The organism is Kushneria phyllosphaerae (assembly GCF_900312995.1).
GTDB lineage: Bacteria > Pseudomonadota > Gammaproteobacteria > Pseudomonadales > Halomonadaceae > Kushneria > Kushneria phyllosphaerae.
Genome location: NZ_ONZI01000003.1, coordinates 576,114 through 593,215, shown reverse-complemented (window position 1 = coordinate 593,215; position 17,102 = coordinate 576,114). Strand labels below are relative to the sequence as shown.

Sequence of the window (17,102 nt, the reverse complement as noted above, 5' to 3'; positions counted from 1 at the left end):
CGCCGCCGGGCGGCTACACGAAAATTGCCAGCGCGGGCAGCCATCAGGGCTGCCCGCATCAACTGTTATTAGCCGACCGAACCTTCAAGCGTGACGCTCAGCAGCGCCTCGGCTTCTACCGCAAACTCCATCGGCAGCTCCTGGAAGACGTCCTTGCAAAAGCCGTTGACGATCATGCTGACCGCGTCTTCTTCCGAAATACCGCGGCTTTTGCAGTAAAAGAGCTGGTCGTCACCGATTTTCGAGGTGGTCGCCTCGTGCTCGATGGTAGAGCGGCTGTTACCGATTTCCTGATAGGGAAAGGTATGGGCGCCGCACTTGTCGCCAATCAACAGCGAGTCGCACTGGGTAAAGTTACGGCTGCCGGTGGCACGCGGCGACACCTTGACCAGACCCCGATAGGACTGGTTGCTTTTGCCGGCCGCAATCCCCTTCGAGACGATCGTCGAGGACGTATTCTTGCCGATATGGATCATCTTGGTGCCGGTATCGGCCTGCTGACGACCGTTGGTGACCGCTACCGAATAGAACTCGCCCTTGCTCTCGTTGCCGCGAAGCAGGCAGGACGGATACTTCCAGGTGATGGCAGAACCGGTCTCGACCTGTGTCCAGCTGATGCGTGACCGGTCACCGCGGCAGTCGCCCCGCTTGGTCACGAAGTTGTAGATACCGCCCTTGCCGTCTTCATCGCCCGGGTACCAGTTCTGGACGGTAGAATACTTGATATAGGCATCTTCCAGCGCCACCAGTTCGACAACGGCTGCGTGCAGCTGATTCTCGTCACGCTGCGGCGCGGTGCACCCTTCCAGATAAGACACCTGCGCGCGCTTGTCACAGACGATCAGCGTACGCTCGAACTGTCCGGTATTGGCGGCATTGATGCGGAAATAGGTCGACAGCTCCATTGGGCAGGTGACGCCCTCGGGGATGTAGACAAACGACCCATCGGTGAAGACCGCCGAATTGAGCGCCGCAAAGTAGTTGTCGCCCTGAGGAACGACCGTTCCCAGATGCTGGCGTACCAGCTCGGGATACTCACGGATGGCTTCGGAGATCGAGCAGAAAATGACGCCGACTTCGGCAAGCTTCTCTCGGAAGGTGGTAGTCACGGAAACCGAGTCAAAGACGGCGTCCACAGCCACACCGGCCAGCGCTGCACGCTCATGCAGGGGAATGCCGAGCTTCTCATAGGTTTCCAGAAGCTTGGGATCGACTTCGTCCAGACTCTGGGGTCGATCCTCCGGCTTTTTGGGCGCGCTGAAATACGAGATGGCCTGATAGTCGATCGGCGGATAATCCAGATGCGCCCAGGACGGTGACGTCATCTTGAGCCACTGATGATAGGCCTCAAGGCGCCAGTCCAGCATCCACTGCGGCTCGCCCTTCTTCTGCGAGATAAAGGCGATAACGCTTTCGTCGAGTCCAGGGGGAACCGTATCGCTTTCGATATCGGTCACAAACCCCTGCTTGTACTCGCGACGAGCAAGCTGCTCCATTGCTTCGGTAGCCATGATCCTCTCCCCTCAAACGGGTACTGTTCGTCTCATCGGTCGTTGGTCGGAACCGTCGTGTTATATCGTCTGCGGTCCGTCAGAGCCTGCGCGCCTCACCGAGTGCCACACTCTGTATGGGCAGCTGTACGGGCAATTTGATTGGCGCATCGTGCGCCAGGTCAGCCAGCGTGACACTGTCCAGCAGCTGGCGTACGGCCAGCGACACGCGCTGCCAGTTGCTGGCCACCCCACAGCTGGACATCAGGTCACAATCACCATGGCCGTGACTGCATTCGGTCATGGCCACCGGACCATCAATGGCGGTGATGATATCGCGCACCGTGATGGCACTGGCCGAGCGGGCCAGTCGATAACCGCCGTTGACACCTCGCTGCGATGTCAAAAGCCCGGCACGCAATAAAAGCTTGAGTGTCTTGCTGACGGTGGGCCTGGGCAGTCCGACGCGATCGGCAATATCAGCAGCAGCATGCGAGCAGTCCGGATGACGCGAAATCTGCGCCATCACTACCGCTCCGTAATCGCTCATTTTGGACAGCTTCAGCATGTCGGCCTCTTGCCTGACTTATTGCGTACTATTTTAGTCCTCATTACAGACGGTGTGAACCCACTTCCTTGCCAATCAGCATGATAGCTTCAGGCTCTAAAGCCCCGACACCATGCCGGAACACTAAAAATCCCTGATGAATCATCAGGGATTTGAAGGCAGTGCCCGTCACAACTCAGCTATCGAAGGGGTTGCGCAACACGATGGTTTCAACGCGGTCCGGCCCGGTCGAAATAATATCGATGGGCGTACCGATCTGTTCTTCAAGAAAACTGATATAGGCCCGGGCGTTGGCTGGCAGCGCATCCAGCGAGCGCGCCCCGACCGTGGATTCACGCCAGCCCGGCAGATCGTGATATTCCGGGCTGATCGCTTCATAGCCTTCACTGTCTACCAGGTTGTCGATCAGCTCACCATCCTTGGTGCGATAACCGACGCAGACACGAATGTTTTCAAGACCGTCCAGCACGTCAAGCTTGGTCAGACAGATTCCGGAGATCGAATTGATCTGCACAGCATGGCGCAGCGCCACGGCGTCAAACCAGCCACAGCGGCGGGCACGGCCGGTGTTGGAGCCAAATTCATGGCCATGCTCGGCCAGGTGGCGACCAAACTCGTCGAAAAGTTCGGTGGGGAACGGCCCGGAGCCGACACGCGTGGTGTAGGCCTTGGTGATGCCCAGCACGTAATCAAGATAGAGCGGGCCTACGCCGGAACCGGTCGCTGTACCGCCGGCCGTGGTGTTGGAGCTGGTCACGTACGGATAGGTACCGTGGTCGATATCCAGAAGCGACCCCTGAGCACCCTCGAACATGATGTTCTTGTCCTGCTTTCGCAGGTTGTGCACAAAGGAGACCGTGTCACAGATCATCGGACGCAGCTCTTCGGCCATGGCCATGGCATGATCCAGCACTTCCTGGAAGTCGACGGCGGGCTCACCGTGATAGCGGGTCAGCACGAAGTTGTGATAGTCGAGCACTTCTCCCAGCTTGCTGGCAAAACGCTCGCGATGGAGGATATCCCCGAGTCGCAGCCCGCGACGGGCAACCTTGTCTTCGTAGGCCGGCCCGATACCGCGACCGGTCGTCCCGATCTTGGCCACGCCACGCGCCTTTTCACGCGCCACATCAAGGGCCACGTGATAGGGCAGGATCAGCGGGCAGGCAGGCGACAGCCTCAGCCTTTCGCGCACGGGCACGCCGCTGTCTTCAAGCTCGGCCATCTCGCTGAGCAGCGCTTCCGGCGACAGCACGACGCCATTACCGATGACACAGGTGACTTCCGGACGCAGGATACCTGATGGAATCAGGCGCAGGATGGTCTTCTTGCCATCGATGACCAGCGTATGACCGGCGTTGTGGCCACCCTGAAAGCGAACCACGGCGGAGGCGGATTCCGTGAGCAGATCGACGACCTTGCCCTTGCCTTCATCACCCCACTGCGTGCCCAGTACTACGACATTCTTGCCCATTGTTTCATCTCTGATTCAAAGGCCTGCCCGGAAGGGGCAGACACCGGGTGTCAAATTCAGTTGGCGAGCGGCTCGACCTGCCAGCCGTCATCACGACGGATGAGCTGACGGTCACAGAAGTGGGCCAGTGCATCAGTAGACTGCCCCGGCAACTGCTGAACGACCCGCTCACCGGCATCACGCAGCTCATGGATGCGTCGGCTCAGGGCCTCATCCTGTTCCTCTGGCGCCCAGATACCGTCATGGGACGGCGCGCGCTGGCAAAGCGTTGCCAGCTGCTTGAGATCCATGGAGCAACCGGTCGCCGGACGGGGTCGCCCGAACGCACGGCCGGTATCGTCATAGCGACCGCCCTTGACCAGCGCCTGACCGTAGCCCGGGACGTAGGCGGCAAACACCAGCCCCGTGTGATACTGATAGCCACGCAGTTCTGCCAGATCAAAATAGAGCGTGACGTCCTCATGCGCCTCGCGCAGAACCTCATGCAGCGAGGTCAGCTGATCCAGGGCATCGATAATGGCCTGCGAACCATTGGCAAAGATGCCCCGGGCACGCTCGAGCACATCAGCGCTGCCATGTAGACGCGGCAGCTGCTTGAACATGGCGGCAAGCTCGGCATCCCCAATGTGCTGTTCGATCAGCGCATCGACTTCCGAGACCGCCTTGCGCTCCAGCGCCTCGAAAATCAGTGACTCCACGTCGTTTTCCAGCTGCGCCTGTTCGGCCAGGGCGCGATAGATACCGATATGGCCGATGGCCAGATGAACATCGCTCGCCCCGGCAAACGACAGACTGGCAAGGGCCAGCTTCACGATCTCGATGTCGGCCTCGATGCCGGCATGGCCGAAAAGCTCAAGGCCCGCCTGAACGGGGCTGCGCCCGCCCTGATGTTCATCGGCTCTGGCGCGCAGTACGTGCGCGCAGTAGCAAAGCCGCACCGGTCCCTGACGCCGCAGGGAGTGAGCATCCATTCGGGCCACCTGAGGCGTCACATCCGCACTGGCGCCCATCAAACGCCCGGTCAGCTGATCGGTCAGCTTGAACGTCTGTAAATCAAGGTCAGTGCCGGCACCGGTCAAAAGCGAGTCCAGAAACTCTACGGGTGGCGGCATGACCAGGTCATACCCCCAGCGATAGTAGAGATCCATCAGGCCGCGACGCAGCGACTCCATGCGCAGTGCCTGGGGTGGCAGCACTTCATCCATACCGTCCGGCAGCAGCCAGCGATCCGCAATGGTCATCGAACATGCCCTGGCAGAAGTAAAAAAAGGTGGCCCGAACAGCATGGGAACAGGCACCACATCACGACCATCGACAAACGACAGCCACAAAAAAACCGGGGGTAGCCCCCGGTTGAAGAATACTATCACAACTTGTCAGCGGAGAAATCCCGCTCGGGTATCTTCCCCGATGTCAGGGCGTCGCCAAAGAAGAAGCGTCACCATTGCCCTGCTTGAAAAGCTGCAGGAACTGGTTGCTCGACGGGCTCAGCACCATCAGATCATTTTGACCCTTGAAGCTTTCACGATAGGCCTGCAGCGTGCGGTAGAAATCAAAGAAGCCGGCATTTTGCTGATAGGCCGCCGAATAGATGGCTGCCGCTGAAGCATCGCCTTCACCGCGGGTGGTCTCGGCGATCTGACGACCGCTGGCGAGCGTCTCCTCACGCTGGCGATCAGCATCGGCCCGAATCTCTTCAGCCTGACGCGTGCCTTCAGCACGATAGCCGCGAGCCGCCTGCTCACGCTGTGAGTTCATGCGCTCATAGACCGCCTGAGTCACTTCACTCGGAAGCTCGATACGCTTGACGCGAATATCGAGAATGCGCACACCAAGCTCACGACGCATGGCCTGATCAAGCTGAGAGATGGGATCCACCATCAGCTCATCCCGTTCGGTGGCCACATCGCTGCCTTCTTCCTGCACCTTTTTGACGACTTCCTGATTGTCGCTTTGCGTCGCGGGACGCTCGCGCACAATCTGCGTCAGCGTCGTCTGACCGAACTTGTTACGCAGGGCCTCATCGGTACGCGGGGCGATCAGCCGCTCGGCGGCCTGTTCGCTGCCGCGTGTGGCTTCGTAGTACTGCGCCGGATTGATGATCTGCCACTTCACGAACGAATCCACGATAACCGCCTTGGAATCGCTGGTGAGATAGCGTGTGGCACTGGCATCAACGGACAGAACCCGAGTATCAAACAGCCGTACCGTATTGAGCACGGGCCACTTGAAATGAAGGCCCGGCTGAATATCGTTCTCCACGATTTCACCGAAACGCAGCTTGATGCCTCGCTCGGTTTCGTTAACCGTATAGAGGCTGGCACTGCCCACCCAGGCAAGAATGCCCAGGACGATGACGATGACAAGGGCGCGATTATTGAACATTAGCGTCCCTCCCGCAGGCTGCTGCGACCGTTGTTTTGCTTCTGATTGCTTTTCATGTGCTCGACGACCTGCTGAGAGAGCTGCTCAAGCTGACGCGCTTCTGCATCATTGCTCTGGCTGCTGTCGCTGTTGCGGTTGCCGCTGTTGTCACTGCGTCCCATCTGATTGAGCGGCAGCACCGTGACGGCATTGTTGCCTTCACCCAGATCGACCAGCGCCTTGGGCGTTTTCGAGAAAATCTCGGTCATGGTGTCCAGATACAGACGCTGACGCGTGACACCCGGCGCCTTCTCGTATTCACCCAGCAGTGAGATGAAGCGGTTGGCATCACCCTGTGCATCAGCAACGACCGCCGCCTTGTACCCCTGGGCTTCCTCGATCATGCGCTGACGCTGGCCTTCGGCTTCCGGCAGGATGGCATCGCGATAGGCGTTGGCGCGGTTGATGGTGCGCTGCTGCTCTTCACGGGCGCGGATGACGTCATCAAAAGCGTCCTGCACCTGATCCGGCGGTGCGGTGGACTCCATATTGACGGTCTGCAGTCGAATACCAGTGCCGTAGGCTTCCAGATAGGACGCCAGACGATCGTAGATATCGCCGGCCAGCTCTTCACGACCCGTGGTCAGAATCTGCTGCAGATCCATGTTGCCCACTTCCTGACGAAGCGCGCTGTCCATGGCATTTTGCAGCGTCATTTCGGGGCCGCGAACATTGACCAGAAACGCATGCGGATCCGACACCACGTACTGCGACGAAATACTGACACGCACGATGTTTTCATCACGTGTCAGCATTGAGTCCGTCTGGCTGGCAGAACGGATTCGAGTCACGTTGACGCTTTCTACCCGATCGATCAGCGGCGGGTTCCAGTGCAGGCCCGGGCCGATGGTATTGGTATACTTGCCAAAGCGGAACACGACGCCGCGCTCGGACTGGTCGATCAGATGGAACCCTGATCCTGCCCAGACCACAACGCCCACGATCAGCACAATGATGGGCAACAACAGCGCGCTGCGGCCACCGCCCTGGTTGCTGCCCTTGTCGTCATCGCCGTTGTTGACCGAGCGAAGCTGTCGACGGCCCAGCAGTCCATTGAGCTTGTTGCGCAGTTTCCTGATAACTTCATCGATATCAGGAGGTCCACCACCCTGGTTCTTATTGCCGCCGCCATTACCACCGCGGCGATCACCACCACTCCAGGGGTCCTGCTGGTTATTATTGCCGCCACCACCAGGCTCATTCCAGGCCATACATCTTCTCCACTGGGCAAGAGTTGCGAAACGCCAGTCTCATAACGTCATTGCGCGCCATTCTTACGGTAGCGCCTTGAATATCCGATCATCCTGATAATGCCGGAAGCGTCCCTATTTGTAACATGTCGTCATGCCAAAGACCTGAAATTCTTCCTGGGATGACAACGTGGCCTTTATTCCTGCCACTGTTCCCGGCCCTGCTCTGCCCGGGAGAGATAGTCATCCGGATTTTCATCGGCATGAGAAAGGAGGCGAAGCAGATCACGACGCGGCAGCCGAATCTTCAAATGCGTTCTGCCCTCGTCATCAAAACTCTCTTCCTGAACGGCGTCGTGGGAAAAGAGCTGAGCACGCAGCCAGCCCTGTGAGGGCTCCAGCATGACCGTGGTTTCGACAAGATCCGTGGCAAGACGCTCGGAAAGGGCCTGCTCCAGCAGATCAAAGCCGGTGCCGTCGCGCGCCGAGAGCCAGACGATGGACACACCGTCATCGCCGTTTCGCTCCAGTCGCGGTGACATACCCAGCATATCGATCTTGTTCATGACAAGAAGTCTTGGCACTTCGCCGGCGCCGATCTCGTCAAGAACGGCATTAACCTGCTCGATGTGGGCCTCGCGCTGCGGGTCGGCAGCATCAATGACATGGACCAGCAGAGTGGCCTCGGCAGCTTCCTGAAGCGTGGCGCGAAAGGCCTCGACCAGCTTGTGCGGCAGGTGACGAATGAACCCTACCGTGTCGGCCATCACAATCGGGCCAACGTCACTGACTTCAAGACGCCTGAGCGTGGGGTCCAGCGTGGCAAAGAGCTGATCGGCCGCGTACACCTCGGCGTTGGTCAGCGCATTGAACAGCGTTGACTTGCCCGCATTGGTATAGCCCACCAGCGACACCGAGGGAATTTCTGCACGGGTACGCGAGCGGCGGTTCTGATCGCGCTGACTGCGAACCCGATCAAGTCGCTTGTGGATGGCCTTGATGCGACCGCGCAGCAGTCGTCGGTCAGTTTCGAGCTGGGTTTCACCCGGCCCGCGCAGACCGATCCCGCCCTTTTGGCGCTCAAGGTGCGTCCAGCCTCGAACCAGTCGGGTCGACATGTATTCAAGCTGGGCAAGTTCTACCTGCAGCTTGCCTTCATGCGTTCGCGCACGCTGGGCGAAGATATCAAGAATCAGGCCGGTACGATCAAGTACGCGACACTGCAATGCCCGCTCAAGATTGCGTTCCTGAGAGGGCGAGAGAGAATGGTTGAAAATGACAAGCTCGGCGTGATGCGTGGTCATCATGTCACGCAGCTCTTCGAGCTTGCCGTCACCAATCATGAGCTTGGGACTGGGAGAGCGTCGACTGCCTGTCAGCAGCGCTGCCGGTACGGCACCGGCGCTGCGGACAAGCTCCATGAACTCTGAAGTGTCTTCTCGCTCGGTGCTGTCCTGGAAATCGATATGCACCAGGACAGCGGTTTCTCCCGAATCGGGGCGTTCAAAAAACAATCAGCGCCTCTCTATTCACTTTCCTGACCGGGAGCAGGAGCATCCTGCGCCGGTAAACGGACGTTACGCGCCGGAACGACAGTAGAGATGGCATGCTTGTACACCATCTGACTGACGGTATTGCGCAGCAAAATGACAAATTGATCGAAGGACTCGATCTGGCCCTGAAGCTTGATGCCGTTGACCAGAAAGATGGAGACGGGGATACGCTCCTTACGCAGGATATTCAGATACGGATCCTGAAGGGATTGTCCTTTGGACATGTGGCTCTCCCAAAATATTAATTGCTGTATGTTTATCGGTTTTTAACTTGCTGTAAGCGCAAGAAAGATCCACGTCCCGGAGGCTCAAGTGAGGCTCACTGGTAACCGATCATATTACGCTAAGTGCCGATGTCGCGCACGATTTTCAGTAGCCGTTGCACAATCCCGGCATCCTGCGGGTCAAGCTGCAGAGCGCCCGGCCAGCGACGCAACCAGGTCATCTGGCGCTTGGCCAGTTGGCGGGTCGCCGTCAGCGCCTTGAACGCCATTTGGGGGCAATCGTCACCGCGATCAAGTCCTTCCCACACCTGACGATAGCCCACACTTTTCATCGAAGGTAAATCCGGGCTTAAATCGCCGCGGGCGCGAAGCCGCTCTACCTCTTCAACGAAGCCATCAGCAAACATTTTGTCAAGACGCTGACCGATCCGCTCATGCAGCTGCTTGCGATCCCCCGGCAACAGCGCAATCGGATGCGGCGTAAACGGCAGTGTTACAGGAGACTGTCGCGCCCAGTGTGCGGTCAGTGTCTCTCCACTGGCCCGATAAACCTCAAGGGCACGCATCAGGCGCTGAGGATCATTGTGATGAAGTCGCGCAGCAGCGTCAGGATCCACTCGGGACAGCTCATCATGCAGAGCCCGGGGGCCACCCTTTTCGAGCAGCTCCCCCAGCGCCTGACGAATGGCAGGATCTGCCTGAGGCATGTCGGCGGCCCCTTCCGTCAGCAGACGGAAATAGAGCATGGTCCCGCCGACCAGCAGTGGCACACGGCCACGAGCAGTGATGTCTTCAATACACTTAAGCGCATCGTCACGAAAGGCCACCCCCGAGTAGGGCTCGGAGGGGTCACGAATATCGATCAGTCGATGGGGGGCCCGGGAAAGCTCCTGCGCCGAAGGCTTGGCCGTCCCGATATCCATCCCCTTGTAGACCAGGGCCGAATCGACGCTGACAAGCTCAACGCCCAGCTGCTCATGCAGCTCGATGGCAAGATCGGTCTTGCCGACCGCCGTGGGCCCCATCAACATGATGACCGGCGGTGGCGATGCAGTGCTGTTCATGAAGTACTCATCCTACTGGCCACGCAGAAATAGACGGTCAAGGTCGCGCATCGACATCTCTGTCCAGGTGGGGCGGCCGTGATTGCACTGCCCGCTGCGCTCGGTGCGCTCCATGTCCCGCAGCAGGGCATTCATCTCTTCGATCTCCAGGCGCCGGTTGGCGCGCACGCTGCCATGACAGGCCATGGTAGAGAGCAGATCGAACAGGTGATCCTTGACGACCTGGCTGCGCCCATAACGCTCGAGTTCTTCAAGCATTTCGCGCACCAGCGCCTCCACGCTGCCGTTTTTCAAAAGCGCCGGCACTTCCCGAATCAGCAGCGTCTCGGGCCCTGCGGCTTCAAGCGTCACGCCCATGGCCTCAATCGTTGTCTGCTCGCGCTCGGCAAGCTCAACCTGCACCTCACTGACCGACATGGACACCGGCACCAGAAGCGGCTGGGTATCGATGCCGTCTCCCAGATACTGCGCTTTCATGCGCTCATAGGTGATGCGCTCATGAGCAGCGTGCATGTCCACGACGACCATGCCGCGCTCGGTCTGCGACAGAATATAAACCCCATGAAGCTGCGCCACGGCGTAGCCCAGCGGCGGTGCGCGGGTCGCATCGACCACACCCTCGGGAGCTGTTTGCTGCTGAACCCTGTTCTCACGAGGAAATGAGGCACCTGCAGGCGCCGGTGACGTTGTCCGGTCGTCTTCTGCAGGCGCCCGGGACGTCAGCAGCCGAGCCTCATGGTCCGGATGCAGCGCACGGTAGCCCTCCATGAACTCGCGAACCTGCTGCTCGCCCGGCCGACTGCTGCGATATTGCCCGCTCTGTGACTCTCCACCGCCGGTACCGCTGACCGTCGCCCCACCGGGGGCCTCATTAAGCGCCATGCGCTGCTGGTCAAAGCGCGGAGCCGGGGCTGTCGGCGCTGAAGGCGTCTCGGGCGCTGCGGCGCCATGCCCGTTCGGCCGGACCTCCGCCAGCGCCCTGTGCAGGCTCGAGAACAGAAAGTCATGCACCAGCCGCCCGTCTCGAAAGCGCACCTCGTGCTTGGTGGGATGCACATTGACATCCACCCCGTGGGCATCAAGATCCAAGTAGAGCACAAACACCGGATGACGGCCGTGAAAAAGCACATCGCGATAGGCCTGGCGTACAGCGTGCGCGACGAGTCGATCCCGAATGACCCTGCCATTGACGAAAAAATACTGCTGGTCGGCCTGACTTCGGGTATGAGAAGGCAGGCCCACCCAGCCCTTTAGCGCCAGCCCGGTCGCAGCCATGTCGATATGGATGGCATTGTCCAGAAACCCGCGCCCCAGCAGCTGGGCAATGCGCTTTTCCATCGCGGCCTGGCTGTTACCGCCCATCAGCTGATGCACGGTTTTTTGATTGTGCCTAAGTACCAGATCCACGTCCTGACGCGACAGTGCCAGGCGACGAAAGGCTTCTTCAACATGGTTGAACTCGGTCTTTTCGGTACGCAGGAACTTGCGTCGAGCCGGCGTATTGAAAAAGAGATCGCGCACCGCCACGGTCGTGCCGCGCGGGTGTGGCGCCGGCGACAGACGCGGTGCCATCTCGCGTCCTTCCGCCACCACGCGCCAGCCATTGACCGGGTCATCGCTGGTATTGGAATAAAGCTCGAGCCGCGAGACGGCGCTGGTGGCTGCCAGCGCTTCACCGCGAAACCCGAGACTGGCCACCCCTTCAAGGTCATCCAGCGACGTAATCTTGCTGGTCGCGTGACGGGACAGCGCCAGACCCAGATCATCGTGCTCGATCCCGCAGCCGTTATCGCGCACCTGAATCAGACGACTGCCACCGGACTCAAGCTCGATCTCGATGCGCGAGCTGCCGGCATCGATGGCATTTTCGACCAGCTCCTTGACGACCGACGACGGACGCTCGACCACCTCGCCGGCCGCAATCTGGTTGGCCAGGCGCGGGGCCAGCGCCTGTATGCGACGAATTCCGGTGGCCGTGAGGTCACTCATTGCCGATCTCCGATGTTGTGAACGCCACCATGAAGAGACTCATCAGGGAATGGTCAGCACCTGACCCAGCCGCAGTACATCGGTATCCAGACCGTTGACCTGCCGAAGTGCCGCCAGTGACACGTTCTGCTGTGCTGCGATTCCCGACAGCGTATCACCGGCCCGAACGCGATACTCATTGGACGCGCCACCGCGGTTCTGGTCACGCTGCCACGCCAGCAGGCTGTCGGGTGGCGGGCTGCGCAGGAAGTGCTGTTGAATGCCCTGGGCGATCGCATTGGCCAGCTTTTCCTGATGCGCCGGAGACTTGAGCAGACGTTCCTCGGAAGGGTTGGTCAAAAAGCCGGTCTCGACCAGCAGCGAGGGGATATCCGGCGACTTGAGCACCACAAACCCGGCCTGCTCGACGCGCGAATGGAACAGCTTGTTGAAGTTGGACACCCGACCGAGCACATCCGTACCGGCAGACAGCGAATCATTGACGGTGGCGGTCATGCTCAGATCCAGCAACACGCCACGCAGCACCTGATCCTTGTCATCAAGGTTCAAATCACCATCCACGCCCCCGATAAGATCGGAGCGGTTTTCACTCTGTGCCAGCCAGCGGGCTCGCTCGGACGTCGCACCGTGCTGGGAAAGGGCATAAACGGACGTGCCGCGGGGCGACGTGGAACCGCCGGCATCGGCATGCACCGACACAAAAAAATCGGCGTGATGCTTGCGGGCAATACGCGTGCGGCCACGAAGCGGAATAAAGGTATCGTCGCTGCGGGTCAGGTAGGCCTTGAACCCGGGCATGGCATCAAGCTTGGCCTTGACCCGCCGGCCGATCTGCAGCACCACATTCTTTTCATGAGTGCCGCCGGGGCCGGAGGCACCGGGGTCCTTGCCGCCGTGACCGGGGTCGACCACCACGATGATATCGCGCCGCGGATGCGGCTTGGCCTTCTGGCGTGACTCGACCGTCGGCTCGTTGCTGACCTGCTCTGCCACCTTCGGGTTTTCCGTGGGGCGGCTGCTGGCGAGCTTACTGCGCGCGGCCTGCTCCTGCTGTTGAATCATGGCCGTGATGGGGTCATCACCATCGCTTGCCCCCTTCGAGGCGCTGCCGCCCTTGCCTGGCGCCAGATCGACCACCAGCCGATGGCCGTGCCCACCCCCGGGGGGGAGCTTGAAGGCATTGGGCGTGGCCTGGCGCTCCAGCTCCACGACCACGCGAAGGTCTGAACCATCGCGCACGCCGGAGCGAACGTCCTTGACCAGACCGCGTCCGTCAACGGCGCTGCCAAGATTCGTGTTCAGGGTGGTATTGGTCAGATCGATGACCAGACGAGCCGGATTGTCCAGAGTGAACACATCGGCCTTGGCTTCGCTTGAAAGATCAAAGACCAGGCGCGTTCCGTCACTGTCGGTCCACTGCCGAAGCCCCTCAAGCTGGGCGGCCTGAGCAGCGGTGGCCATGAGACTCAACATGATCATGGCAAAAAGGGTCAAAAAAGCTGCCGGAAACTTCATCACTGCCTTATCACTGTATTGGTGTTCATGGCGGACATCTTCGACACGAGGCTAAAAGCCATCATGAAATGTCCCGTGTCGATACCGCCAGTCGTTGCAGGGCCTGCACCCCATGATCGCTGCCGGCCTCGAGCACCAGACGTCGTCCCTGGCCCATCAGCGACAGCGTAATGACAACATCGGCAGCCGGCAGCCAGCCTTCACCCCGCACCGGCCACTCCACCAGCGTCAGCGCCCTGTCGGCCAGCATGTCACGCGCCCCCAAGAACTCGAGCTCTTCGGGATCGCCCAAACGATAAAGGTCAAAGTGATACACCCGACCGGTTTCCAGATCATAGGGCTCCACCAGCGTATAGGTCGGGCTTTTGACCGCGCCGTCGTGGCCCAGCGCGCGGAGCACGCCGCGGGCCAGGGTGGTCTTGCCGGCACCCAGCTCTCCATTGAGATACACGATGCCGTGATACGCCAGTGCTTCGGCCAGACAGCGGCCGATGGCCACCTGTGCGGCTTCATCGCCGGGTTCAAGGATGATGGTTGTCTTGCTCACGTTGTCCCACTTTAAACGGATCAGCGCCCTGCCACGATATCGGCAGGTCGTCATGTCGATGACATTCTATCGCCTGTCGGGATTAGCGCGACGGCGCGCGTAGCATGCCAGATCGCTTGCCAGCAGGCCACGCTCTCCCTGGTCACGCACCGCATCATCGGCGGCCAGCCCATGGATCAGGACACCGCTGGCCGCTGATTCCAGCGGTGAGAGCCCCTGCACCAGCAGCGAGGCAATCATGCCCCCCAGCACGTCGCCCATGCCACCGGAAGCCATGCCCGGATTGCCGAAGGGGCTGATAAAGCATTCAGCAGGTGTTTCACCGCCGACCACCAGAGTGCCGGCCCCCTTGAGCACAATCACGCCGCCATAGCGACGCTGCAGCGCCAGCGCCGCCTGATGGCGATCGGCCTGCACCTCGGGAACACTGCACCCCAGCAGCATGGCCGCCTCTCCCGGATGGGGCGTCAGTATCCAATTGTCACGTCGCTCGCCGGCGTATCCTGCCGCCAGCAGATGAAGGCCGTCAGCATCTACCAGTCGAGGACCAGAAGCGCTCATGACGGCCTGCATCAATCCCTGCCCCCAGGCGCCCTGCCCCAGACCCGGGCCGATCAGCACGGCAGTGGCCGTGTCGATCAGCGCCTCGATATCCAGACCGTTGCGAGCCTCATGGACCATCATTTCCGGACAGCGCGTCAATGCCGGGGGGATGTGCACGCTCGCCGTGGCCAGACTCACCAGCCCGGCGCCCAGTCGTGCGGCGGTTTCAGCACTCATGATGGTCGAACCGCCAAAACCGGGCTGACCACCCACCACCAGCAGATGACCACAATCGCCCTTGTGGGTGGTGGGTCGACGCCTGGGCAGCGTGGCCTGAAGCCGTTCGGGCACCAGTAGCTCGCCGGTATGGTCACTGTCTGAAAGCGTTGCCTCGGAGACACTCAACGGTGCCAGCACAATCTCACCGGTGACATCGGGGGCCTGACCGGTATAAAGACCGAATTTGCGCGCGATAAACGTCACCGTCAGATCTGCCTCGACCGTCTCGCCCAGCAGCGCCCCCGTATCGGCATTCAGCCCGGAGGGGATATCCAGCGCCACCACCGGCTGTGGTGCGGCGTTGATACAAGCGATGGCGCTATCAAACGGCGGGCGTATTTCACCGCGGGTCCCGGTGCCCAGCAGCGCATCAATTATCACGTCGGTTTCAGACGGGATCTCGAAGCCAGAGTGCCAGTCGTCGATGGTCACGCCGCTTTCGCGGGCAAGATGCACCGCGCAAGCCGCCTCCCCCTGCAACTCGTTGGGCGTTCGCAGCGCCAACACCTTCACTGTCAGACCCTTTTGATACGCCAGCGCCGCGATCACATACCCGTCTCCGGCGTTGTTGCCGCTGCCGCAAAGAATGCACAGACGCCGGGTTTCGGGCCAGCGCTTGAGAAGCTCATCAAGGGCCGCCTGACCGGCCTGCATCATCAGGGTAAAGCCCGGCACCCCCTGTGCGACGGTGCGTTGATCCAGTGCCTGTACCTGTTGGGCGCTGTAAAGTCTTGCGTTCACCGCCATGACGTTCTCCTTCCTGACCATCCATGTCATTGATGGCGGCCTTATCGAGCCGGCCATCTGAATATATCGTCTACCGCGGGCAGACCGGCAGTGTTGTGACCCTGTTGCCGCGGGCAGGTTCCGATCGTAAGCATGCGCTCATGCGACAGGTCGCGCCTTTGGCCGCAGGCATCTGCACTGTCATACTGTCGCTTTCATTAAACGGGCTACCGCTCATGCCCTGTCACACCGAGCCTCGAGGCTCGAATGCCATGATCCCTGCTTCTTCAGATACTGTTTCTTCAGATACCGCGGCTTCAAACACAGCGGCTTCCAATACTGCCCGACCCGATGATGCCGGGCCGCCAGCGGCTGATGCATGCCGGGCGCTCGACCCTGCCGAAATGGCAGAGAAGCTGAAGCTCTGGGCACGCGAACTGGGCTTTCAGCAGCTGGGCATCACCGATACCGACCTTGATGCCCACGAAGCCAGGCTTAATCGATGGCTGGAGGCGGGCTATCACGGCGACATGGACTACATGGCGCGTCACGGGACCAAACGGACCCGTCCGGCCGAACTGGAGCCCGGCACGCTGCGCATTATCAGTGTGCGCATGGATTACCTGCCGCCCGAGGTCGAAACCACCCGCGTGCTGGCTCAGCCCGAGCGTGCCTACGTGGCACGTTACGCGCTGGGGCGTGACTATCACAAGCTGATCCGCAAGCGCCTGACCCAGCTGGCGCAAAAGCTGCAAAAGGAGATCGGTGACTTCGGCTTTCGCGCCTTCGTGGACTCGGCGCCGGTCATGGAGCGCGCGCTGGCCCAAAAGGCCGGCATCGGCTGGTTTGGCAAGAATGCGATGATTCTCAATCCGAAGGCCGGGTCGCTGTTCTTTCTGGGCGAGCTCTATACCGACCTGCCCCTGCCCGTGGATCAACCCTTTGAGCGCGACCACTGTGGCAAATGTACGCGATGTCAGACCTGGTGCCCGACAGGCGCCATTGTGGACGACAAGGTGATCGATGCCCGGCGCTGCATCTCCTATCTCACCATTGAAAAGCACGGCCCCATTCCACTCGAATACCGTCACGCCATGGGCAATCGTGTTTTCGGCTGCGACGACTGCCAGCTCGTCTGCCCCTTTACGCGCTTCACGCGCGCCACCCGGGAACAGGACTTTGCCCCGCGCCATGCGCTGGACCGCGCGCGGCTGGTCGATCTTTTCAACTGGAGCGAGCCGGAGTTTCTCGAAAACACCCAGGGCAGCGCCATCCGTCGGCTGGGGTATGAGCGCTGGCTGCGCAATCTGGCCGTGGGGCTTGGCAACGCGCCGTTCAGCGAAGAGATCATCTCAGCGCTGCGCGCGCGTCTGGCATGGCCCAGCGACATGGTGCGTGAACACATACGCTGGGCGCTGGCAGAACAGACTCGAAAGCGCGACGAGCATCAAAAGCCCGTGTCGGCGCCGCTGATCGAGGCAGGCTTTGAGGACATCATCGCCCGCCAGCCGGCCTGATC

14 protein-coding genes are annotated in these 17,102 nt (G+C 60.5%); 1 reads left to right on the top strand and 13 read right to left on the bottom strand.

Going from position 1 to position 17,102, the window contains the following annotated elements; translation table 11 throughout:
• Positions 1–68: 68 nt before the first annotated feature.
• The 13 genes from sufB to KSP9073_RS12520 all read right to left on the bottom strand — a co-directional run bounded on the left by sufB (position 69) and on the right by KSP9073_RS12520 (position 15,604).
• The gene (gene sufB, locus KSP9073_RS12580) at positions 69–1,511 is read right to left on the bottom strand and encodes a Fe-S cluster assembly protein SufB (RefSeq protein WP_108843287.1); all 1,443 of its coding nucleotides are present in this window, start codon (positions 1,509–1,511) and stop codon (positions 69–71) included.
• Between the two features lie 79 nt (positions 1,512–1,590).
• Positions 1,591–2,058 carry an SUF system Fe-S cluster assembly regulator gene (locus tag KSP9073_RS12575; RefSeq protein WP_108843286.1) on the bottom strand — a complete coding sequence of 156 codons (468 nt, stop codon included), beginning with the start codon at positions 2,056–2,058 and terminating at the stop codon, positions 1,591–1,593.
• A 175-nt stretch (positions 2,059–2,233) separates the two neighbouring features.
• The gene (locus KSP9073_RS12570; protein WP_108843285.1) at positions 2,234–3,529 is read right to left on the bottom strand and encodes an adenylosuccinate synthase; all 1,296 of its coding nucleotides are present in this window, start codon (positions 3,527–3,529) and stop codon (positions 2,234–2,236) included.
• Between the two features lie 56 nt (positions 3,530–3,585).
• Positions 3,586–4,770 (bottom strand): ATP phosphoribosyltransferase regulatory subunit, encoded by a 1,185-nt coding sequence (locus KSP9073_RS12565; RefSeq protein ID WP_108843284.1) that lies wholly within the window; start codon positions 4,768–4,770, stop codon positions 3,586–3,588.
• 172 nt (positions 4,771–4,942) lie between these two features.
• Entirely contained in the window at positions 4,943–5,914 is a 972-nt protein-coding gene (gene hflC, locus KSP9073_RS12560) for a protease modulator HflC (protein ID WP_108843283.1), read from the bottom strand.
• On the bottom strand, positions 5,914–7,164 hold the full coding sequence (hflK, locus tag KSP9073_RS12555; protein WP_108843282.1) for an FtsH protease activity modulator HflK: 1,251 nt from the start codon (positions 7,162–7,164) through the stop codon (positions 5,914–5,916). Before hflK ends, hflC begins: the two co-directional genes overlap by 1 nt.
• 176 nt (positions 7,165–7,340) lie before the next feature.
• Positions 7,341–8,657 carry a ribosome rescue GTPase HflX gene (hflX, locus tag KSP9073_RS12550; protein WP_108843281.1) on the bottom strand — a complete coding sequence of 439 codons (1,317 nt, stop codon included), beginning with the start codon at positions 8,655–8,657 and terminating at the stop codon, positions 7,341–7,343.
• Positions 8,658–8,668: 11 nt separating this feature from the next.
• Positions 8,669–8,920: an RNA chaperone Hfq gene (gene hfq / locus KSP9073_RS12545; RefSeq protein WP_108843280.1), complete on the bottom strand. Its 252-nt coding sequence runs from the start codon at positions 8,918–8,920 to the stop codon at positions 8,669–8,671.
• A gap of 119 nt (positions 8,921–9,039) precedes the next feature.
• The gene (miaA, locus tag KSP9073_RS12540) at positions 9,040–9,984 is read right to left on the bottom strand and encodes a tRNA (adenosine(37)-N6)-dimethylallyltransferase MiaA (RefSeq protein ID WP_108843279.1); all 945 of its coding nucleotides are present in this window, start codon (positions 9,982–9,984) and stop codon (positions 9,040–9,042) included.
• Between the two features lie 12 nt (positions 9,985–9,996).
• On the bottom strand, positions 9,997–11,973 hold the full coding sequence (gene mutL, locus KSP9073_RS12535) for a DNA mismatch repair endonuclease MutL (protein WP_108843278.1): 1,977 nt from the start codon (positions 11,971–11,973) through the stop codon (positions 9,997–9,999).
• 42 nt (positions 11,974–12,015) lie between these two features.
• Positions 12,016–13,488 (bottom strand): N-acetylmuramoyl-L-alanine amidase, encoded by a 1,473-nt coding sequence (locus KSP9073_RS12530; protein WP_108843277.1) that lies wholly within the window; start codon positions 13,486–13,488, stop codon positions 12,016–12,018.
• A gap of 61 nt (positions 13,489–13,549) precedes the next feature.
• On the bottom strand, positions 13,550–14,035 hold the full coding sequence (gene tsaE / locus KSP9073_RS12525; RefSeq protein WP_243409233.1) for a tRNA (adenosine(37)-N6)-threonylcarbamoyltransferase complex ATPase subunit type 1 TsaE: 486 nt from the start codon (positions 14,033–14,035) through the stop codon (positions 13,550–13,552).
• Between the two features lie 66 nt (positions 14,036–14,101).
• Complete coding sequence (locus KSP9073_RS12520; RefSeq protein ID WP_108843275.1) at positions 14,102–15,604, bottom strand: NAD(P)H-hydrate dehydratase; 1,503 nt, start codon at positions 15,602–15,604, stop codon at positions 14,102–14,104.
• Between the two features lie 383 nt (positions 15,605–15,987).
• On the opposite strand from KSP9073_RS12520, the gene queG reads away from it, so the two are divergent.
• Complete coding sequence (queG, locus tag KSP9073_RS12515; RefSeq protein WP_207771469.1) at positions 15,988–17,100, top strand: tRNA epoxyqueuosine(34) reductase QueG; 1,113 nt, start codon at positions 15,988–15,990, stop codon at positions 17,098–17,100.
• The last annotated feature ends 2 nt before the right edge of the window (positions 17,101–17,102 follow it).